Below are 21,114 nucleotides of genomic sequence, written 5' to 3' on the forward strand. Positions count from 1 at the left end.
TCAGGGGCGACCATTTCCGCCCCTGTTATTTTTGAACCACGGTATACAACAGGAATTAATCATGGAGTTCGACTGGAGTGCCATTTGGCCTGCAATCCCGCTTTTGATTGAAGGCGCCAAAATGACTTTGCTGATTTCGGTCATCGGGTTGTTTGGCGGTCTGATCATTGGCCTGGTGGCCGGTTTCGCCCGTACCTACGGCGGCTGGATTGCCAACCACATCGCATTAGTTTTCATTGAAGTCATCCGCGGTACGCCAATCGTCGTACAGGTGATGTTCATCTACTTCGCGCTGCCTATGGCAGTCCCTGACTTGCGTATCGACCCGTTCACAGCGGCTGTCGTGACCATTATGATCAACTCCGGTGCCTATATTGCGGAAATTACCCGTGGTGCGGTGCTGTCGATTCATAAAGGTTTTCAGGAAGCCGGGCTTGCACTCGGTCTGTCCAAGCGTGAAACCATTCGCCACGTCATTATGCCGCTGGCTCTGCGCCGTATGCTGCCGCCGTTGGGTAACCAGTGGATTATCAGCATCAAAGATACGTCGCTGTTTATTGTTATCGGCGTCGCTGAGCTGACCCGCCAGGGGCAAGAAATTATTGCAGGAAACTTCCGTGCGCTAGAGATTTGGAGCGCCGTTGCAGTCTTCTATCTGATTATTACTTTGGTGCTGAGCTTCGTGCTGCGTCGCCTTGAAAGAAGGATGAAAATCCTGTGATTGAATTTAAAAACGTCTCTAAGCACTTTGGCAAAACCCAGGTGCTGCATAACATCGACCTCAACATTAAACAGGGCGAAGTGGTGGTGATTATCGGGCCGTCAGGCTCTGGTAAATCTACGTTGCTGCGTTGCATTAACAAACTGGAAGACATCACCAGTGGCGACCTGTTTGTTGACGGTCTGAAAGTGAATGATCCTAAAGTGGATGAGCGCCTGATTCGTCAGGAAGCCGGCATGGTGTTCCAACAGTTCTATCTGTTCCCACATCTGACAGCGCTGGAAAACGTCGCTTTTGGTCCGATTCGTGTGCGTGGTCTGAAAAAAGACGCGGCCGATAAACTGGCTAAAGAGCTATTGGCAAAAGTGGGCCTTGCTGAACGCGCACATCACTATCCGTCAGAGCTTTCCGGTGGCCAACAACAGCGTGTGGCGATTGCCCGTGCGTTGGCTGTGAAGCCGAAAATGATGCTGTTTGATGAGCCTACTTCAGCACTTGACCCGGAACTGCGTCACGAAGTGTTGAAAGTTATGCAGGATCTGGCAGAGGAAGGCATGACGATGGTTATCGTCACTCACGAAGTGGGATTTGCCGCCAAAGTCGCTTCGCGCCTGATCTTCATTGATAAAGGGCGCATTGCTGAAGATGGTAATCCGCAAGAGCTGATTGATAACCCACCAAGCCAGCGTTTGCAGGAATTCTTGCAGCACGTGTCTTGATTTCCCCCCTCACCCTAGCCCTCTCCCTCAAGGGAGAGGGGATAGTTCGGTCTTCTCCCTCTCCTGGGGGAGAGGGCCGGGGTGAGGGTGTTTATCACTATTTGTAACGCGTAGCGGCCCAACGAGCGCGTTGTGCGTCATTCATAAAGGTCCAGGCAATGAATCGGCTCTGTTTCTGCCCCTGAGCCATCTCTTTTTTCACCACTTTTTCGACACCCGCTTCCTGCAATACGCGGTAAATCAGCGGCAGATTTTCGCCACGGGACACCAACGAAGTGAACCACTGTACCTGGCGGCCAAATGCTTTGCTCTCGTTAATCATCTGGCTGACGAATGCCACTTCGCCACCTTCACACCACAGTTCTTGCTCACGACCGCCAAAATTCAATGCGGCGTCTTTATCCTGTCCGAGGTTTACGCGTTTACGCTCACTACCGCTGCGAGCCGCTTGTGCAGAGTCGTGGAACGGAGGATTGCAGAGTGTGGCATCAAACATTTCATTCTTATGAATCACGCCGGGCAAAATCGCCGTTGGCGTTTTCTGACGACGCACACGAATAAGACGCGACAGCCCTGGGTTTGCATCAATAATCGCCGTCGCATTACGCACAGCTTCAGCATCCACATCTGTCCCAGTGAAGCGCCAGCCGTACTCGTGCTGGCCGATAAGTGGATAAATACAGTTCGCACCCACGCCCACATCCAACACCGAAGCCTGTGAAGGCACCACCCCGCCGTTACCTTCAGCCAGTAAATCGGCCAGATGGTGAATATAGTCGGCACGTCCTGGCACCGGAGGGCAAAGAAAACCTTCTGGAATGTCCCACTGTTTCACCCCGTAGAAATGCGCCAATAACGCCTGATTGAGCGCTTTAACTGCCAGTGGGTCGGCAAAATCAACTGTCGTATCGCCATGTGGGCCTGGGCGTAAAAATGCGCTCAGAGCTGGGCTACTTTGCGTCAGCGCCGGGAAATCATAACGGTTACGGTGGCGGTTACGTGGGTGCAAACCTGGTTTAGTGGTGGCGGGGGTTTTCATTGCGGCTTCTCCTTGTGTGGTCGCGTAAGATACTCTGTGAAACCTGCGGGGTAAATACGCCACGCCAATTTCATCACTGAATGAGGTCTTATGTCCGCGAAACGCTATTACTACGAACCTGCCGACGGCCACGGTTTGCCCCACGACCCATTGAACGCCATTATCGGTCCCCGCCCTATTGGCTGGATTGCCTCCTACAATCAGCAAGGGCAACGAAATCTGGCACCGTACAGTTTCTTTAACTGTTTTAATTATCGACCACCGATTATTGGGTTCGCCAGCAGCGGCTGGAAAGACAGCGTACAAAATATTCTTGAGACCAAAGAGTTTGTCTGGAACCTGACCACGCGTGAACTGGCCGAACAGATGAATGAAACCTCCGCCTCCATCCCGCACGGTGAAGATGAGTTTACTCGCGCCGGATTAACCGCTGTTGCAGGACGAAAAGTCAAAGCCAGTCTGGTGGCAGAAAGTCCGGTCAATTTCGAGTGCCGCTTGTCTCAGTGCATTCAGCTAACGGGTGCTGACGGGACGGCTATCAATACCTGGCTTGTCCTGGGTGAAGTCGTCGCGGTACATATCGATGAATCCCTGCTGATCGAGGGCATTTACCAAACAGCATTGGCAAAACCGGTGCTGCGCGCGGGCGGTCCCTCTGCTTATTACACCATTGATGAATCCCATCGCTTTGACTTAATTCGCCCTGATGTGAGATAAAACCAACGAAATCATGATCCTGTATCCGCATGATTTGTAAGTATTTCGTCAAGTTATGTTGTTCAAAAAATGAGCATAAGTTAATCAATTTTTTGCGTCTTTTATTTACCGCATTGCACCTACACTTCAAGTGCTGGTTGTTTTTTTATCAGCACCCCTAAAGCGAGAGGATGTGATTATGAAAAAATTGCTGTATTTTTCTGCGGTTGTCACCCTTGCGACATTACCGTTTGCTACCATCGCCGCCGATCAGCTTTCTAAAGACAACATAGGTCAACTGCGTCCGGCAGGGACCGTCTCTGTCTCTGGCGCAGCTAATCTTGACGATCTACAAGCCAAATTGGGTGAGAAAGCGAAAGAAGAAGGTGCAAAAGGTTTTATTGTTAACTCTGCCAGTGGTGACGAACGCATGTTTGGCACCGCGACTATTTATAAATAGTCTGAATAGTTTGTCCCCGGGGTATATGTAATAACGGCTTCTTTAATCAGGAGGCCGTTTTTTATTGCCTGTAAAGTCAGGATCATTTGCATCCGTTCAGTGTTGAAATCACTCATAAAGACCTCGTGACCGATCCAGAGCGGCGGCATTGCTGGCCAATATGCGCGCAAGCGATTGCAGATCAGAGCGGGGCAACGCTGACAAAAAAAAGTAGCAAAAGATGCGGTAAACGAAGCGGATGTAAAGATATATAAAGTGAAATGATAATTCGCACGCTAATCATTTTTTATATCAATGATTTAACATAAATTCAAATTATTTGAACAAGCCAGTCAATTCTATTCGATTTATTATTCTGCTTAAAAGTGTGACCATAATCACATCGACGGACATCGTCACCCTAAACAGAATAACCTGCGAGAAATTAACTATGAAAACCATCAAATATGCTGTAGCCGCCATCGCCCTTTCAACTCTTTCTTTCGGCGCATTCGCTGCACAATCTATCAATCTTGCTGAAGCTCAGAATTTAAACAAAGTAGGCGTGGTATCTGCAGACGGCGCATCAACTCTGGATGGACTGGAAGCAAAACTGGCTGATAAAGCAGAAGCAGCAGGCGCAAAAGCGTACTCCATCACTTCAGCTAACACCAACGGCAAGATGAGTGGCACTGCGGTTATTTATAAATAACCCTGAGCAACACCTGATACACCCTCATTTTGAAGCACTTAATACTCTGTTATACCCTTGTTGCCCGCGCCAATAACGCGGGCTTTTTTTCGTCTGAACTAAAATGTCTGACTCACTCGAGTATAAGCATCCTCAAGGGTAGCAACTTCACCCGTCGCAACCAGGCAGCAGGCCATTTGCGTTTTTAAGGATTGCGGAATCGGCTCAACACCGGCAACGCAGCGTTCTATCCATCGAGCGGTCACTTCCGGATCTTTCCCGGCAGGCAGCACCACGTCCTCGTCACTGAATTCCGTTTGACGCTCGCTGACGACGCGTGCGCCCAACGAGTCGATAAGCGTAATTTGCGGGCAGCGTTGCGGATTGGCATACACCTCCCCTTCCGTACCGTGCATCAACAGGCCACGCCCACCAATGTCTGCAAAGAATTTTGCCACTTTCGGGACATATTCAGGATGTGAAACGCTTGCCAGACGCAGTGCGGCATCTTCTTCAAACGGTGTCGCCAGTTTAGCAAGGGTATGCGCACTGTTACGCACGCCCATCCGCCAGCGCATCGCCAGTTGATTTTCCATTGGCGGACATAGCGCGCTGATGGGGATATAGACCGGATGATGCGAATCCAGCCGGGCTTGCGCCTGACCGGCATGCTCCGTCGGCTCAATGCCCATCAGCTTAAAAATAGTTTCTGTTAACACGCGCGTTGGATCGTGGCTTACGCCATGCACCACTACCGGGAAACCAAGACGATTGAGTAGCATAGCCAGCAATGGCGTGAGGTTGGCTTGTTTGCGTGCACCGTTATAAGAAGGAATAACAATGGGCATCGGCTTGTTAACCGGTGGCGTCAGGGAGATCAGATGATGTTTCATCGCGTCATAAAAGCCGAGCATCTCCGCCTCGCCTTCACCTTTGATACGCAGCGCAATCAGCACGCCGCCGAGCTCCAGTTCCGGCACCTCACCTCTGAGCATATGGGCATATAAGCCGCGAGCGGTGTCAAAATCCAGATCGCGTGCGTGGTTCTTACCCCGGCCGACTTCTTTAATGATCTTACGGTAATCCACTCACAGTCTCCTTTCTATTTCTTACTCGTACGTTTGCGCCGCAGCGTGGTCTTTTTCGGTTTGGTATCAATCAGTTTAGCTGCTGGCGCTTCAGGCTGGCTAATTGGGAATACCGGCAACGCCCCCAGTAGACGCTGGCCATAATTTTTGGTCAACAGGCGTCTGTCGTAAATCACCACCTCACCATAACAGCCGTGGCTACGAATTAAACGCCCGACTTGTTGAATAAGATTAAATGAAGCGCTCGGTAAACTCTGTACTTCAAAAGGATAGCGTTTCAGTGTTTTTAACCATTCACCTTCCGTCACAACCACCGGGCTGTCGATAGGCGGGAAGGCAATTTTATGGATATGCACCTGGCTGAGTAAATCGCCCTTTAAATCCAGACCTTCTGCAAAGGATTGCAGGCCAACCAGTACACTGGTTTCACCTTGTTCAACGCGTTTACGGTGCGTTTCCACAAGTCGATAACGTGGTTGGTCGCCTTGCACTAACAGGGTCAGGCGCAGATCGGTGACATGAGTCAGAAACACCTGCATCGCTCGGTTACTGGCAAACAGCACCAGCATCCCTTTATGCTCACCTTTAGCCAATTCAGCACGGAAAAACGCTGCCATTTCAGCCAGATGCTGAGCTTCGTTTTCCATCGTCGGTTCTACGGTCAACTGTGGAATAACCAGTTTTCCCTGTTCGACATGATTAAACGGTGAATCCAGCGCAACAAAACGATCGCCCGCTTTTTCGCTTAAACCGCTCATCTCTTGCAGACGGTCGAATTTATTGAGCGAACGCAGCGTTGCCGATGTGACGATAACGTGCGGTACATTGCGCCACACCAGTTTTTCGAGCTGGTCGCAGACGCGGATCCCCACACAATGGAAGAAAAGATGCGGCTGCCCTTCACGAATTTCACGCGTCACCCATTTTGAAACGGGGGCACCCGATGCCTGCTCCATCGCTGAAAGCCGCCACAGTTTGCTTTGCGTTTCGAAATACCCCAACGCACGGTTCATATGCAATAACGAGCGGTGCAAACGTACGATATCGTGGGTACCCGTTTTTTCACTCAGATCGTTAAGCAGCGCTTCTGCGAGGCTGCGCAGCCCTTCCATGAGCTTTGCCAGACGCTTACAAATCGCCATGATTTCATCTGGCAAAATGCCCATTTCAAAACGATGTTCGGCTTCTTGCTCGCCCGGCAACCACAGTGACACAATGCTGTTAAACGAACTCAGCAGCTCGTAGATTTCATCGCAATGATTGGTCAGGCGCTCCGGGTTTGTCAGCGGCGGCGGGCTTTTCGGGCGGAACTGCGCCATGCAGGTTTCCACCAGCTTGGTGAATAAATCGAACTGCAAACGGCTATAACCTGGGGTGATTTCCGCGCTCATTTCCAGCGCGTCGCGCGCGACATCCGGTAAATGGTGGCCTTCATCTAAAATCAGCAGCAGGTTTTTCGCTTCTGGCAATACCGCATCACTTTCCATGGCGGCCATCACCAGTGCGTGATTTGCCACCACGACTTCGGCATCGTCAATTTCACGCCGCGCCACAAAGAACGGGCATTCCCGATACCAGTGGCAATTGCGGCCGAGGCAACTGGCTTTGTCGGTGCTCAGACGTCGCCACAAATCGTCATCAATGGATTGCGATGTGTGGTCGCGCAATCCGTCCCATTTGTAACCATCAAGATCGGTTTTCAGCTTTGCGCAGCGCTGCTGTTCGTCTTTGCTGGTTGGGGACAGTTCGTCTTCAAGAAAAGCCAGCAAATCGCCCTGCGCCAGGTTATCCGTCGCAAGTGCTGCCAGGTTTCGTGGGCAAACATAGCGCCCGCGCCCGAAGGCTGCGGTAAATTTCAGGTCAGGAATAATTTTGCGTAGCAGCGGTAAATCTTTGCTAAATATTTGATCCTGTAGAGCAACGTTAGCGGTGCTGACGACTAACGTTTTCTGCTCGCCACGCGCGATGGCGATGCCAGGGATCAGGTAAGAAAGGGTTTTCCCTACACCGGTAGGTGCCTCAATCGCCAGATGACGCCCTTCTTCACCCGCGAGCGTTTTCGCCACTTCGGCAATCATTTGCCGTTGCGGTGGGCGCGGAATAAAGTCCGGGATCTGTTGCTGTAGCGCCTTATACCAGGCGGCGATTTGCGCTTTTTGCGCAGAGGACAAGGCCATAAAAACCACTTCTACTGTATAAACAGCCACTATTGTCCCACTTTTTGAAGGTGGGCTGTATTGTTTTTTCTGATCCGGTGTTACAGCAAGGCTTGACGCATGACAAGGCGACCGGCGAGCGACCCTCTCTATAATTAAGCCCGTTTATCCTCCACTGGTGTCAAAAATGGATTATCAACTTAATTTAGACTGGCCTGAGTTTATGGCGAAATACTGGCAGAAAAAGCCGGTTATTTTGAAAAATGCGTTTCCTAATTTTGTCGATCCGATTACGCCGGATGAATTAGCCGGTCTTGCTATGGAAGCAGAGGTGGATAGCCGACTGGTCAGCCACACCAATGGTCAATGGCAGGCCGCCAACGGGCCTTTCGAACACTTTGATAACCTGGGCGAAACAGGCTGGTCCCTGCTGGCACAAGCCGTTAACCACTGGCATGCCCCGTCTGCTGAACTGGTGCGCCCGTTCCGCGTGTTGCCTGACTGGCGTCTGGACGATCTGATGATCTCCTTCTCCGTACCGGGTGGTGGCGTTGGCCCGCATATCGATCAATATGATGTGTTTATTATTCAGGGCATGGGCAGCCGTCGCTGGCGTGTCGGTGACAAACTGCCAATGCGTCAGTTCTGTCCACATCCGGCGTTGCTGCACGTTGACCCGTTTGAACCGATCATTGATGAAGATCTGGAGCCTGGCGATATTCTGTATATTCCACCGGGTTTCCCACACGATGGCTTCACCCATGAAACCGCACTTAACTACTCCGTAGGTTTCCGTGGGCCAAATGGCCGCGACTTAATCAGCAGCTTTGCGGACTACGCGCTGGAAAACGATTTGGGCGGCGAGCATTACAGCGACCCTGATTTAACCTGCCGTGAGCATCCGGGCAAAGTGGAAGGCTATGAGCTTAACCGCCTGCGCGACATGATGATGGATGTCATCAACCAGCCGGAAGATTTCAAGCAGTGGTTTGGCCGCTTTATCACCACCCCACGCCATGAACTGGACGTTGCTCCAGCAGAGCCGCCATATCAGCAAGATGAAATCCTCGATGCACTACTGGGTGGTGAAAGCCTGACCCGTCTGAGCGGATTGCGCGTGCTGAACGTCGATGGAAAGTTCTTCGTCAATAGTGAACCGATGGAAGCACCGGTTCCAGAAGCCGCTGACGCGCTGTGCCGTTACACGACACTAAGCCAGACAGAGCTGGGTGACGCACTGCAGAACCCGGAATTTGTCAATGTTTTGACTGAACTGGTTAACCAGGGTTACTGGTACTTCGACGACTAACGCTATTAATTTCAGTTATCGCTACGCTAATCCGCCCTACGTTATCTTTTCGTAGGGCGGATTAACGCAAGAAACACTCCCCATATCCCCTCAATACGCCAATAAAATACTTTTAGTTGCGCACTGAAACTAAAAATTACGCAGAGTCTTTGCCACTGACTACAGTTAAACGGGGGCTTCCCGGGAAGACTTTGGGGATAACATGGCACTTTATACTATCGGTGAAGTGGCTGTGCTTTGTGATATCAATCCCGTCACGTTGCGAGCCTGGCAACGGCGTTACGGGCTACTGAAACCGCAGCGTACCGATGGCGGCCATCGATTATTTGACGATGCCGACATCGAACGCATCCGCGAAATCAAACACTGGATCGAGAACGGCGTTCAGGTAAGTAAAGTGAAAGCCTTATTGAGCGGTGAGCTTCAGGATCTGGAAAGCGGCTGGCGAGAGCGCCAGGAGCTTTTACTCCAACATTTACAAAGTGGCAGCCCTAACCGGTTACGAAGCTGGATTGCTGATATTGGCCGCGATTATCCGGCAGAAACCCTCGTGAATCAGCTCTACATCCCTTTGCGTCGCCGCCTGCAATGCCAACAAGTCACCCTCAACACTCTGCTCAGTCTGCTCGATGGCGCGCTGATCAATTACATTGCGCTATGCCTGGCATCAGCACGTAAACGCAGTGGTAAAGATGCATTACTGGTGGGATGGGACACGCCGGATACCACGCGTTTGTGGATGGCTGCGTGGATGGCGATACAACAGGGTTGGCGTGTGGATGTCCTCGCCCATCCGCTGCATCAGCTGCGCCCTGAACTTTTCGCCCAGCAAACCTTATTGGTCTGGTGTGGCGATACGCCGACACATAATCAGCTCGATCAACTGGAGCTCTGGCGCTGTGAAGGCTTACAAATCTTCCCGTTGATGGGTAACGGGCATACGACGCAACGCGCATAAGACAAACTTAATAGTTCATTAACAACCCTGCTTCGTCTTATAATCGCCCCTGTAACATTTGGAGCGAACTGAAAATGAAATTAAGTAAAATTGCCCTGGTGGGCGGTATGCTGGTGATGGCAATCGGTGGGATTGGCGGCGTAATGCTGGTTGGTTATATCGTCATTCTTCATGGCGCGTGATGTAACGTAACAGGCGCTCAAACAGGCGGTCGATCACCACTGCCGCCAGCGCAACCAGTAAAGCCCCCTGAATCACATAGGCGGTGTTAAAACCGCTCAACCCGATGATTATCGGCGACCCCAGAGTGCTGGCACCAACGGTTGAGGCGATCGCTGCGGTACCGATATTAATGATGACCGAGGTGCGGACACCCGCCAGAATCACCGGCGCGGCAAGAGGTAATTCTACTTTTCGCAGCATTTGCCAGCGGCTCATCCCGGCACCCAACGCAATCTCTTTTGTCGATTCTGGCACTGCCCCTAATCCGGCCAACGTCCCCTGCAAAATCGGCAGCAAACCGTACAGCACCAGCGCAATAATCGCAGGCTGTTGACCAAACCCCATCACCGGAACGGCAATTGCCAATACCGCGACGGGCGGGAAAGTTTGCCCAGCCGCCGCAATGGTTTCAACCAGCGAGCGAAATTCAAGCCCTGCCGGTCGAGTGACCGCAATGCCCAGCCCCATCCCAATCACCACGGCGACCAGACTGGAGATCCCCACCAGCATGAAGTGTTTTAACGCCAGCGCCACAAAACTGTCTTGCTGATACAACGGCCTTTCAAGATCAGGGAAAAGCCAACTGAACAAGGGGCTGCTGTAAGGCATCACGACTAACAGCCCGATAAAGAGCGCAATTAACCACAGCAAGGGATCACGGAGCAGACGCATGGTCACCTCGCATTTTTTCCCCCTGAACCAGATCGCTAAAATGCAAAACACCGGAAGGTTCACCCTGCTGATTCACTACCGGTAACTGCTCGCACTGGCGGAAGACAAATAACGACAACGCCTCGCGTAGACTTAATGTTTCACTGATCGGTTCGCCTGCCATTCGCTCCTCGACTCGCACACGATCGGCGACCTGGCGAAGTGACAATAGCCGCACGCCAAGCTCGCTGCGACCAAAGAAATCACGCACGAAATCTGTCGCCGGGCGCGTTAATAACTCCAGCGGCGTGCCTTGCTGAATCACCTGCCCGCTATCCATCAGTACAATTCGGTCGGCAAGCGTCAGTGCTTCGTCGATGTCGTGCGTCACCAACACAATCGTGCGCCCAAAAAGTTGGTGAATGCGGATAATTTCTTGTTGCAGCGCGCCGCGTGTCACCGGGTCCAGCGCGCCAAAAGGCTCATCCATCAGCAACACCTCCGGATCGGCCGCCAGCGCACGCGCCACGCCGACACGTTGCTGTTGCCCACCTGAAAGTTGATGCGGGTAACGGTCGCGAAATTGTTCCGCTTCAAGCCCGAGCAACTGCAGTAATTCGTCAATGCGCGCACTGATTCGCGCTTTCGGCCATTTCAGCAATTGCGGTACGGTGGCGATATTCTGGGCCACGCTCCAGTGGGGAAACAGGCCGATAGACTGAATCGCATATCCCATGCGACGGCGCAGGGCTTTTGCATCAAAATTGCGGATCTCTTCTCCGGCAAAACGAATGCGCCCGCTATCGTGTTCGATCAGGCGGTTTATCATTTTTAGCGTGGTGGACTTTCCGGAACCGGAAGTCCCAATCAGCACCGTAAACTCCCCTTCCTTGATATTCAGCGATAAATTGCTGACTGCCGCCTTACCCTGGAAAGACTTGCTGACATTCTCAAATTCAATCATGGCTGTTTTTCCTCAAGCAATGAGATAAACAGTTTAAAAAATGCGTCCAGAATGACCGCCAGCGCGATCACCGGGATCACGCCGAGCAACACCAGGTCGAGCGCGCTACTGAGTAATCCCTGGAAAATAATCGCCCCGAAACCGCCCGCACCAATCAGGGCTGCGATCACCGTCATACCAATGGTTTGTACGCACACGACGCGCAGGCTGCGTAATAAAACCGGCAGTGCGAGCGGCACTTCGGCCTGCCAGAACACCTGCCAACGCGACATGCCCATGCCTTCAGCGCTTTCAATGATATTGCGGGGAACTTGCTGCAATCCTGACACCACGCCACGCACCAACGGCAGCAGCGCGTACAGCACGAGCGCGATTAGCGCAGGCGCGACACCAATTCCACTTACGCCGAGGGTGCCTAACCAGGGAGCCAGTTTGACCAGCCCTGCCAACGGTGCGATTAACAAACCGAACAGCGCCACCGAAGGCACCGTTTGAATCACATTGAGCACCGAAAATACCGATGATTGCCAGCCAGGGCGGTTGTAACACAGTACGCCCAACGGCACGCCAATCAACAATGCGGGCAATAACGTCCCCAATAGCAGAGCCAGATGGCGCGACAGTGAGTCATCAAACACGTCCTGACGATTGGCGTACTCTTTTAGCAACGATAGTGAATCAAAATACCCGCTCACCAGCAGCGCGACCGGTACAATCCAGATTTGCAGATTCAGTAGCAATCGCCAGAGTGCATTTGGCGTCAGGCGGCTAATCGCATCGGCGCACAGTAACAAGCAGAGTGTTAATGAAAGCCACAGCCCGCTGCCGGGAGACGTGCGCGCAAGCGTGCTGCCATGCGCGGCGAATTGCGATGCGGTACGCCCCATCACCAACAAGATGGCAATAAACAACAGTTCGCCCACCAGCAACGTCGACACCAGGGAGGTTGGCCGACACGGCAAAAGCGCAAGACATAGCAGAATGAAAACCGGAATGGAAAGAATCAACCAGGCATGGGCGGGGAGTTGGTGAAGCGCAATAGATTCCCCGGAAACCAGGCGGTTGGGTGCATAGTTGATAAACGGCAGTACCGCGCCCGCCACCACCAGTAAAATCACCAGCAACAGCAGGACGCGGTTATGAATCTTTAGCAAACGCACATCCTGTCTATTTAACGAAACCTTTCTGTTTCAGGTAATCAGCAGCCACTTTCTTCGCATCCAGGCCTTCCACCGCAATGCTGGCATTCAGCTGTTGCAGCGTTTTCTCATCAAGTGAGGCAAATACCGGTTTTAACCATTCGCCCATTTCCGGGTACGCTTTCAGCACACTTTCACGTACCACAGGCGTTGGGGCATAAATTGGCTGCACACCTTTTGGGTCGCTCAGGGTTTGCAAACCGAGTGCGGCCACAGGACCATCGGTACCATAGGCCATTGCGGCATTCACACCCGAAGTTTGCTGCGCGGCAGCTTTAATGGTTACGGCAGTATCGCCCCCAGCCAGTGACAACAATTGCGGTTGTTCGAGCTTAAAGCCATAGGCTTTTTCAAAGGCAGGAAGTGCGTCGGAACGTTCGATAAATTCAGCGGACGCCGCAAGTTTGAACTCACCACCCTTTTTCAGATACGCGCTGAGATCGTCAAGCGAGCTAAGTTTGTTTTTCTCAGCGAGGTCTTTGCGAACGGCGATGGTCCAGGTATTGTTCGCCGGAGCGGGGGTTAACCACACCAGATGATTTTTCTCAGCATCCAGTTTTTTGACTTTCTCATAGCCAAGCTGCGCATTTTTCCAGGCTGGGTCGTTTTCATCTTTAAAGAAAAACGCCCCGTTGCCGGTATATTCCGGGTAGATATCCAGTTCACCTGCGGTAATGGCCCCACGCACCACCGGAGTGGTTCCTAACTGAACTTTATTAACGGTTTTGACGCCGTGGCTATCGAGCACCTGCAAAATAATATTGCCGAGCAATGAACCTTCGGTATCGATTTTAGAACCCACTTTCACAGGTTCTGCAGCCTGCACTCCTGCGGCCAACAACACTAATCCCGCCACACCCCAACGCGCTGATAAATTCATTGTGCTTCCTCGTTGTTGTTCTCTCTTAAAAATCATGGAGTCGCAAAAGTTTAGCCGAAAATTAAATGGTTGTGGGTGCATGGGGGGCAGAATAAGAAAAGGGCCGGTAAACCGGCCCTTTATTTGGAAACGTGAATTGCGCGAATTACTTCAGCTCAAACTCGCCCTGCTTCACGCGAGCAGAATCCAGCCCAATAAACACATTGAATTTGCCTGGTTCCGCAACATGCTTCATCTGCGCGTTCCAGAACTTCAGTGCTTCAACGTCAATCGGGAAACTCACCGTCTGAGTTTCACCCGGTTTCAGCGACACTTTCTTAAAGCCTTTCAGCTCTTTGACCGGGCGGCTCATTGACGCGGTGACATCTCGCAGATACATCTGCACAACGGTTTCCCCTTCGCGGTCGCCGGTGTTTTTCACTTCAACACTTGCTTCCAGTTTGCCGTCAGCATTCATCGTCGCTGCTGACATTTTCACATCAGAAACAGTGAAAGTGGTGTAGCTCAGGCCATAACCGAATGGGAACAGCGGGCCGTTAGCTTCGTCGAAGTAACGGGACGTGTATTTGTTCGGTTTTTCCGGGTTGTACGGACGCCCGGTATTTAAATGGCTGTAGTACGTTGGGATCTGCCCGACAGAACGCGGGAAGGACATCGGCAATTTGCCTGACGGGTTGTAATCGCCAAACAAGATATCAGCAACAGCGTTACCGCCTTCGGTGCCGCTATACCAGGCTTCCAGCAGCGCATCAGCCTGTTGATTTTCTTTGACCAGTGCCAGTGGGCGACCATTCATTAATACCAGGACTAACGGTTTGCCGGTCGTTTTCAGGGCGGCAATTAAATCGCGCTGGCTCTGCGGCAGAACCAGATCGGTGCGGCTGGAGGCTTCGTGCGCCATACCTTGCGCCTCGCCTACCACGGCAACCACCACATCCGCCGATTTCGCGGTATTAACGGCTTCGTCAATCATCGCTTTGGCAGAACGAGTGTCAACACTCACTGCCGGCTCGTACTGGTTCAGAAATGCAACAATGTCTTTTTCATCGGTGACGTTAGCGCCTTTGGCGACCACGATCTTAGCGCTGTCACCCACCGCATTTTTGATGCCCTGCAACACGGTAATGGTTTGATCGGCCACACCCGCAGCAGACCAGCTTCCCATCATGTCGCGTTTGCTATCGGCCAGCGGCCCGACCACGGCAATGGTGCCTGATTTTTTCAGTGGCAAGGTTTGCAGGCGGTTTTTCAGCAGAACCATACTTTCACGCGCCACTTCGCGGGCTTCTTTACGGTGCAGGCGGCTTTCCGCGTTAGTGTCTTCCGGGTCAGACTCTTTCGGCCCTAAGTGGCTGTAAGGATCGTTAAACAGACCCATATCATATTTCACGTTCAGCACGTGACGCGTTGCGTCATCGAGTTCAGCCATCGGCACCGCACCGCTTTTCACAAGCTCTGGCAAGTATTTGCTGTAATACTCATCACTCATACTCATGTTGATGCCGGAATTCAGTGCGATACGGACTGCATCTTTCGGATCGCTCGCCACACCGTGCTTGATGAGCTCTTTGATTGCACCGTGGTCAGAAATGGTGATGCCTTTGAATTTCCACTCATCGCGCAGCAAATCTTTGAGCAACCAGGTATCCGACGATGCCGGTGTACCGTTCAGCGAGTTCAGCGCCACCATCACGCCACCGCTGCCCGCATCAAGCGCGGCTTTGTATGGCGGCATATAGTCGTTGAACAAGCGTTGGGTGCTCATGTCCACGGTGTTGTACTCTTTGCCGCCCTCAACTGCGCCATAGGCTGCGAAGTGTTTGACGCTGGTCATCACCGAGTAGCGATCTGCCGGGCTTTTGCCTTGCATCGCTTCCACCATGGTGCGGCCCATGATGGAAGTAAGATAAGTATCTTCACCAAAACCTTCTGACACACGGCCCCAACGCGGGTCGCGGGAAACGTCAACCATCGGCGCCCATGTCATGTTCAGGCCATCGTCTGCGGCTTCATAAGCAGAAACGCGCCCTACCGTTTTCACGGCATCCAGATTAAAGGATGAGGCTAAACCCAGGCTTATCGGGAACACGGTACGTTGACCATGCACCACATCGTAGGCGAAGAATAATGGAATGTGCAGACGGCTCAGGCTCATCACCTGGTCTTGCATGGCACGGATATCGTGGCGGGTAACGGTGTTGAAAATCGCCCCAACCTGCCCGTCTTTGATCATCTCGCGAATGGCTTCTTTCGGGTTATCCGGCCCGACGCTGATTAACCGCAGTTGGCCGATTTTCTCGTCAGTGGTCATTTGTTTCAGCAAATCGGTGACGAAGGCGTCACGTGCTTCTGGCGTTAACGGGTGCGGGCCAAACATTTCAGACGCCAGCGCAGGTTGCAGCGCAAGGCTAACTGCGAAACTTACAGAACAGAGCCATTTCATCGACATTACTCTCTTGCTCAAGCCGCCACGCAGGGCAGCACGAAGTGTTAAGAGGTGCAGTGTGCCACAACGTCATGTCGGTAAGAAGAGCGAGTCTGATGTTATATGCTGATTTTTCGAGCGTTTCGGAAGATTCATTACCCATTTTCAGGCTATGCTTGAAGACTTCACTATTTTCACAAGGAGTGGATAGATGTCTAACCCGTTTATTAATGAGCTAAGCCGCCTGGTGGGCAGTCAACATGTGCTAACCGATGCGGCAAAAACGGCGCGTTATCGTAAAGGTTTCCGCTCCGGCCAGGGCGATGCGCTGGCGGTCGTTTTCCCCGGAACTTTGCTTGAGTTATGGAGAGTGCTGAGCGCATGTGTCAGCACCGACAAAATCATTCTGATGCAGGCGGCTAATACCGGTTTGACCGAAGGCTCAACCCCAAATGGCAACGATTACGATCGTGAAATTGTCATCATCAGCACGCTGCGTCTGGATAAATTACAGTTGTTGGATGGCGGAAAGCAGGTTCTCGCGTTTCCAGGCAGCACACTCTATCAACTGGAAAAAGCGCTTAAACCTCTTGGACGTGAACCGCACTCGGTTATTGGTTCGTCTTGTATTGGGGCTTCGGTCATTGGCGGGATTTGTAATAATTCCGGCGGCTCCCTGGTAAAACGTGGGCCTGCTTATACCGAGATGGCGCTGTATGCGCGTATTGATGAGCAAGGCAAATTAACGCTGGTGAACCATCTGGGAATCGATCTTGGCGTCACACCGGAACAAATCCTCGGTAAGCTCGATGACGAGCGAGTGAAGCCAGAAAACGTGCTGCACGACCAGCGCCAGGCATCAGATAAAGACTATGCCGAGCGCGTACGTGACGTTGATGCGGACACACCATCACGCTTTAATGCTGACCCAAGCCGCCTTTTTGAAGCCTCTGGCTGTGCAGGGAAACTCGCCGTCTTTGCTGTACGCCTCGACACCTTTGTTGCCGAAAAGCAAAATGAAGTGTTTTACATCGGCACCAACAAACCTGAAGTACTGACCGAAATCCGCCGCCATATCCTGGCTAATTTTGAAAACCTGCCCGTCGCGGGCGAATACATGCACCGGGATATTTACGATATCGCCGAGGTGTACGGCAAAGACACGTTCATGATGATCGACAAACTCGGCACCGACAAACTGCCGATGTTCTTCACCCTGAAAGGCCGTACGGATGCGTGGCTTGAAAAAGTCCCGTTCGTTAAGTCTCACTTCACCGATCGTGTTTTACAACGCCTGAGTGGCTGGACTCCGGGCCATTTACCGCCGCGGATGAAAGAGTGGCGTGGAAAATACGAACATCATTTGTTGTTGAAGATGTCCGGTGAAGGGATTGCCGAAGCACGCAACTGGCTGGAAAGTTATTTCCAACAGGCGGAAGGTGGCTTTTTCGTCTGTACGCCAACGGAAGGGGCGAAGGCATTTTTGCACCGCTTTGCCGCTGCGGGTGCCGCGATACGCTATCACGCGGTTCATGCTAACGAAGTCGAAGATATCCTGGCGTTGGATATCGCTCTGCGTCGTAACGACCAGGAATGGTTTGAGCATTTACCGCCGGAAATTAGCAGCCAGATAAGCCATAGCCTGTATTACGGCCACTTCATGTGCCATGTCTTCCATCAGGATTACATTGTGAAAAAAGGGGTTGATGTCCATGCGCTGAAAGAGCAGATGCTCGAGCTGCTTCGCGCGCGCGGGGCGCAGTATCCGGCTGAACATAACGTCGGGCATTTGTATGAAGCGCCAGACAGCTTAAAACAGTTTTATCAGGCCAATGACCCAACTAACAGCATGAACCCAGGCATTGGTAAAACCACTAAGCATAAATGGTGGGAGGAAAAGGACTGTAACCACACGCATCACCACGGTCCTCATTAAGTTATACCGCCAAATAACAGGATTGAGTTGTTGCTCGCTTGTTTTTTGTACTAGATTAAGATGCGACCAAAGTGGTGTGACCACATGCCACTTTACTATCTTGCGTACAGGAGCCAGAGATGTCAGTGCTCGAAACCGTGCCGAGTGTACGATTACACGTTCGTGATGCCACCGCCGACGACATTCCCGCCATCGCTGCCATTTATGAATGGCACGTTCTGCATGGCCGCAGTTCTTTCGAGGAAGTCCCGCCCACACTTGCTCAAATGGCCGAACGTCTTACTGCGGTTCATCTCCAGCAGCTTCCATGGCTGGTCGCGGTGTACAGCGGAATTGTGGTGGGTTTTAGCTATGCGACGGCCTATCGCTCACGTTCAGCGTACCGTTTTACCGTTGAAGACTCGGTTTATATTGACGCCAGTATGACGGGAAAAGGCGTAGGGCGAGAGCTATTAAGCACGCTGATTACCCGCTGCGAACAGGGCCCGTGGCGGCAAATGGTGGCGGTGATTGGCGATGGTGAGAACAATTCAGGTTCGTGTCGTCTGCACAAACAGCTCGGTTTCGAAGTGGCTGGGCAACTTCGCAATGTGGGATTCAAGCTTGGCGGCTGGCGAGATACCTTAATTATGCAGCGCCCGCTCAATGATGGAGACAGGACGCTGCCGTAATACCGTTTAATCGTCTATTGCATTGCCTTGATGACTGTTATTCGCCATCTGTGCAGATTTTTGCTTTTTATACGCCAGAGCCGATGAAGGAACAGGCGTCACCTTGCCCGTCTCCATCCAGTTACGTAAACGGTTTGCATCAGCAAAGTGGGTATATTTCCCGAAGGCATCCAGCACCACCAGCGCCACCGGGCGGTTGTTAATCATGGTGCGCATGACCAGGCAGTGACCAGCGTTGTTAGTGAAACCCGTTTTGGTGAGCTGAATATCCCATTTGTTGTTATAAACCAAATGGTTGGTATTGCGGAACGGCAGCGTATAAGCCGGGTTAGCAAAGGTCGCCATATCTTCTTTCGTCGTGCTCAACTGGCCAAGCAGCGGATATTGCCGGGAAGCAATCAGCAGTTTGGATAAGTCACGCGCGGTGGAAACGTTTTGAATCGACAACCCGGTGGGTTCAACGTAACGGGTGTGTGCCATCCCCAGGGATTTAGCTTTCGCATTCATTGCGCGAATAAATGCGTTATACCCACCAGGATAATGATGTGCCAGACTCGCCGCCGCACGGTTTTCTGACGACATTAACGCCAGCAACATCATGTCTTTACGGTTAATTTTACTGTTCAAACGGACGCGCGAATAAACACCTTTCATTTCCGGTGTCTGGCTGATGTCGACACTCAGCATTTCATCCATCGGCAGGTTCGCATCCAGAACCACCATCGCTGTCATCAATTTGGTTATCGAGGCAATGGGGCGCACCAAATCGGGATGGCTGGAATACAAAATTTTATTGGTTTGCAGATCGACGATCATGGCACTGCCGGAAGCGATTTCTTGCCCGGCACTAACCTGTTGTTCAGTGGCTTTTGTCGCAGCCTGAGAAGCGAATGGAACGGCAATCATCAGCGCGAGGCTGAGCAACGAGAGACGAATTTTTGTCGGCATGGTGACACTTCTGTAATGATTCAATTATGTGATGTGTCCATCGAATCTGTTCACAGCACGTATGAATAGAGCGAGGCGCCAGCATAATACTCTGACGCCCCGGAGAACTGCCACAATTGAATCGTAATTGTTTTATACCCCTCAAAACAGCCGGTATCCATAGCCCCACAAAATGACGCTCATGGCTAAAAGCACTTCAAGAACCAGTACACCAATGGCGAGCGTTGAGCTTGAAAAACTCATCCCCTCTTCTTTATTGATACCCAGGAACTCAGGCACACCGACGTACAGCAAATAGCCGGTGTAAATCAGCGCAATAGCACCCACCAAAACACATAACCACACCAGTGGATACAGTGCCACAAGGCCGCTTAGAAACAGCGGAGTCGCAACATATCCGGCAAACACCATGCAACGAGCCAATGACGGACGATGAGGATAGTTACGGGCCATCCACCAAATGACACGTCCCATCACGGCGACACCCGCCAACATCAGTGCATAAAACAGTACGCCTAAATAGAATCCGGTAAACATCGACAATTTAACGAAAGTACCATCACCAAAATTCCAGCCAATTTGGGTTGTGCCAATAAACGCACAGATAACCGGAATGGCCGCCATGATTAACACATGGTGCGTGTAGTGATGTGTTACCGTTTCGTTCTCGCGTTTTATGTTCTGCATTTCACGATTAGGATGGGAAAAAAGCCCCCAGACATGACTCATAACGCCTCCTGAGATGCCAAAAAAATCGATTAAGCACAGATAAAGTATAATGCACAACGGCTGGATTGTTTTTTAATCAGTTATAAATTGGAGTGACCAGATTCACTATGGATATCAATAATCTCATCGCGCATTACGGTTATGCCGCTCTGATTCTGGGGAGTATGGCAGAAGGGGAAACGGTGACGCTGCTGGGCGGCATTGCTGCACACCAGGGGCTGCTGAAGTATCCGCTGGTAGTGCTGTCTGTTGCGCTGGGCGGAATGATTGGCGACCAACTGCTGTACCTGATTGGCAGACGTTTTCGCGGCTCCATTCCGGAACGTTTTAATAAGCACAAAAAGAAAATCACCAAAGCCCAGGATCTGATCAACCGCCATCCCTATTGGTTTGTCATTGGATCGCGCTTTATGTACGGCTTTCGGGTGATAAGCCCTATTTTGATTGGTGCCAGTCACCTGCCTCCCAAAATCTTTCTCCCCCTCAACATTGTAGGCGCACTACTTTGGGCAACCATTTTCACCACCCTGGGGTATTTGGGCGGCGAAGTAGTTGGCCCGTGGCTGCATGACCTGGACCAACATATTAAGCACTGGATTTGGCTGGTCGGCGTGGTTGCGGTGGTGTGGCTGGTACGCTACTGGTTTAAACGACGGGAGAGGGAAAAATAGGC

At 51.8% G+C, this 21,114-nt stretch carries 21 protein-coding genes; 11 read left to right on the plus strand and 10 right to left on the minus strand.

From position 1 onward, the window contains the following. Nucleotides 1-61 precede the first annotated feature (61 nt). Nucleotides 62-721: a glutamine ABC transporter permease GlnP gene (gene glnP / locus OH773_RS14940; RefSeq protein ID WP_183270989.1), complete on the plus strand. Its 660-nt coding sequence runs from the start codon at nt 62-64 to the stop codon at nt 719-721. Next, nucleotides 718-1,440, plus strand: a complete 723-nt coding sequence (gene glnQ / locus OH773_RS14945; RefSeq protein WP_183270990.1) for a glutamine ABC transporter ATP-binding protein GlnQ — start codon at nt 718-720, stop codon at nt 1,438-1,440. Before glnP ends, glnQ begins: the two co-directional genes overlap by 4 nt. A 97-nt stretch (nt 1,441-1,537) precedes the next feature. Here glnQ and rlmF read toward each other — a convergent pair whose 3' ends face one another. Beyond that, the gene (rlmF, locus tag OH773_RS14950) at nt 1,538-2,479 is read right to left on the minus strand and encodes a 23S rRNA (adenine(1618)-N(6))-methyltransferase RlmF (protein ID WP_270139559.1); all 942 of its coding nucleotides are present in this window, start codon (nt 2,477-2,479) and stop codon (nt 1,538-1,540) included. A gap of 90 nt (nt 2,480-2,569) precedes the next feature. On the opposite strand from rlmF, the gene OH773_RS14955 reads away from it, so the two are divergent. The 3 genes from OH773_RS14955 to ybiJ all read left to right on the plus strand — a co-directional run bounded on the left by OH773_RS14955 (nt 2,570) and on the right by ybiJ (nt 4,326). After that, entirely contained in the window at nt 2,570-3,196 is a 627-nt protein-coding gene (locus OH773_RS14955) for a flavin reductase family protein (protein WP_270139560.1), read from the plus strand. 178 nt (nt 3,197-3,374) lie between these two features. After that, nucleotides 3,375-3,635, plus strand: coding sequence for a DUF1471 family periplasmic protein McbA (gene mcbA / locus OH773_RS14960; RefSeq protein WP_270139561.1), 261 nt, complete (start codon nt 3,375-3,377; stop codon nt 3,633-3,635). Between the two features lie 430 nt (nt 3,636-4,065). Continuing rightward, a complete protein-coding gene (gene ybiJ / locus OH773_RS14965) occupies nt 4,066-4,326 on the plus strand; it encodes a DUF1471 family protein YbiJ (RefSeq protein WP_270139562.1) in 261 nt (86 codons plus the stop codon). A gap of 98 nt (nt 4,327-4,424) precedes the next feature. On the opposite strand, the gene ybiB is transcribed toward ybiJ, so the two are convergent. Together ybiB and dinG are read right to left on the minus strand one after the other, a co-directional pair. Further along, nucleotides 4,425-5,393 (minus strand): DNA-binding protein YbiB, encoded by a 969-nt coding sequence (ybiB, locus tag OH773_RS14970; RefSeq protein ID WP_270139563.1) that lies wholly within the window; start codon nt 5,391-5,393, stop codon nt 4,425-4,427. Between the two features lie 14 nt (nt 5,394-5,407). Then, entirely contained in the window at nt 5,408-7,570 is a 2,163-nt protein-coding gene (gene dinG, locus OH773_RS14975; RefSeq protein ID WP_270145886.1) for an ATP-dependent DNA helicase DinG, read from the minus strand. A 166-nt stretch (nt 7,571-7,736) separates the two neighbouring features. Between dinG and OH773_RS14980 the strand changes: the two genes are divergently transcribed. The 3 genes from OH773_RS14980 (at nt 7,737) to OH773_RS14990 (ending at nt 9,998) form a co-directional block, all read left to right on the plus strand. Continuing rightward, the gene (locus tag OH773_RS14980; RefSeq protein WP_270139564.1) at nt 7,737-8,858 is read left to right on the plus strand and encodes a ribosomal protein uL16 3-hydroxylase; all 1,122 of its coding nucleotides are present in this window, start codon (nt 7,737-7,739) and stop codon (nt 8,856-8,858) included. A gap of 202 nt (nt 8,859-9,060) precedes the next feature. After that, complete coding sequence (locus OH773_RS14985; protein ID WP_270139565.1) at nt 9,061-9,816, plus strand: MerR family transcriptional regulator; 756 nt, start codon at nt 9,061-9,063, stop codon at nt 9,814-9,816. Nucleotides 9,817-9,890: 74 nt separating this feature from the next. Then, nucleotides 9,891-9,998: a membrane protein gene (locus OH773_RS14990; RefSeq protein ID WP_034494204.1), complete on the plus strand. Its 108-nt coding sequence runs from the start codon at nt 9,891-9,893 to the stop codon at nt 9,996-9,998. Here the strand turns inward: OH773_RS14990 and OH773_RS14995 are convergent. The 5 genes from OH773_RS14995 to bglX form a co-directional block, all read right to left on the minus strand. Continuing rightward, nucleotides 9,979-10,710: an ABC transporter permease gene (locus OH773_RS14995; RefSeq protein WP_270139566.1), complete on the minus strand. Its 732-nt coding sequence runs from the start codon at nt 10,708-10,710 to the stop codon at nt 9,979-9,981. The two genes, OH773_RS14990 and OH773_RS14995, sit on opposite strands and share 20 nt — an antisense overlap. Next, nucleotides 10,694-11,653 carry an ABC transporter ATP-binding protein gene (locus OH773_RS15000; RefSeq protein ID WP_270139567.1) on the minus strand — a complete coding sequence of 320 codons (960 nt, stop codon included), beginning with the start codon at nt 11,651-11,653 and terminating at the stop codon, nt 10,694-10,696. Before OH773_RS15000 ends, OH773_RS14995 begins: the two co-directional genes overlap by 17 nt. After that, nucleotides 11,650-12,807, minus strand: coding sequence for an ABC transporter permease (locus OH773_RS15005; protein ID WP_270139569.1), 1,158 nt, complete (start codon nt 12,805-12,807; stop codon nt 11,650-11,652). Before OH773_RS15005 ends, OH773_RS15000 begins: the two co-directional genes overlap by 4 nt. 13 nt (nt 12,808-12,820) lie before the next feature. Beyond that, nucleotides 12,821-13,732, minus strand: a complete 912-nt coding sequence (gene osmF, locus OH773_RS15010; protein ID WP_270139571.1) for a glycine betaine ABC transporter substrate-binding protein OsmF — start codon at nt 13,730-13,732, stop codon at nt 12,821-12,823. 145 nt (nt 13,733-13,877) lie between these two features. Further along, on the minus strand, nt 13,878-16,175 hold the full coding sequence (bglX, locus tag OH773_RS15015; RefSeq protein ID WP_270145888.1) for a beta-glucosidase BglX: 2,298 nt from the start codon (nt 16,173-16,175) through the stop codon (nt 13,878-13,880). A gap of 193 nt (nt 16,176-16,368) precedes the next feature. Here bglX and dld point away from each other — a divergent pair, with 193 nt between their 5' ends. Both dld and OH773_RS15025 read left to right on the plus strand, forming a co-directional pair. Then, nucleotides 16,369-18,093, plus strand: coding sequence for a D-lactate dehydrogenase (gene dld / locus OH773_RS15020; RefSeq protein WP_270139573.1), 1,725 nt, complete (start codon nt 16,369-16,371; stop codon nt 18,091-18,093). A gap of 119 nt (nt 18,094-18,212) precedes the next feature. Then, nucleotides 18,213-18,764, plus strand: a complete 552-nt coding sequence (locus OH773_RS15025; RefSeq protein ID WP_270139575.1) for a GNAT family N-acetyltransferase — start codon at nt 18,213-18,215, stop codon at nt 18,762-18,764. Nucleotides 18,765-18,770: 6 nt separating this feature from the next. Here the strand turns inward: OH773_RS15025 and pbpG are convergent, their stop codons facing one another. Together pbpG and OH773_RS15035 are read right to left on the minus strand one after the other, a co-directional pair. Continuing rightward, entirely contained in the window at nt 18,771-19,712 is a 942-nt protein-coding gene (pbpG, locus tag OH773_RS15030) for a D-alanyl-D-alanine endopeptidase (protein ID WP_270139577.1), read from the minus strand. Nucleotides 19,713-19,853: 141 nt separating this feature from the next. Then, nucleotides 19,854-20,441, minus strand: a complete 588-nt coding sequence (locus tag OH773_RS15035) for a Yip1 family protein (RefSeq protein ID WP_183271014.1) — start codon at nt 20,439-20,441, stop codon at nt 19,854-19,856. Nucleotides 20,442-20,548: 107 nt separating this feature from the next. On the opposite strand from OH773_RS15035, the gene OH773_RS15040 reads away from it, so the two are divergent. Then, nucleotides 20,549-21,112, plus strand: a complete 564-nt coding sequence (locus tag OH773_RS15040; RefSeq protein ID WP_270139579.1) for a DedA family protein — start codon at nt 20,549-20,551, stop codon at nt 21,110-21,112. Nucleotides 21,113-21,114 lie beyond the last annotated feature (2 nt).

This window comes from Buttiauxella sp. WJP83 (assembly GCF_027594725.1).
GTDB classification, from domain to species: domain Bacteria; phylum Pseudomonadota; class Gammaproteobacteria; order Enterobacterales; family Enterobacteriaceae; genus Buttiauxella; species Buttiauxella selenatireducens.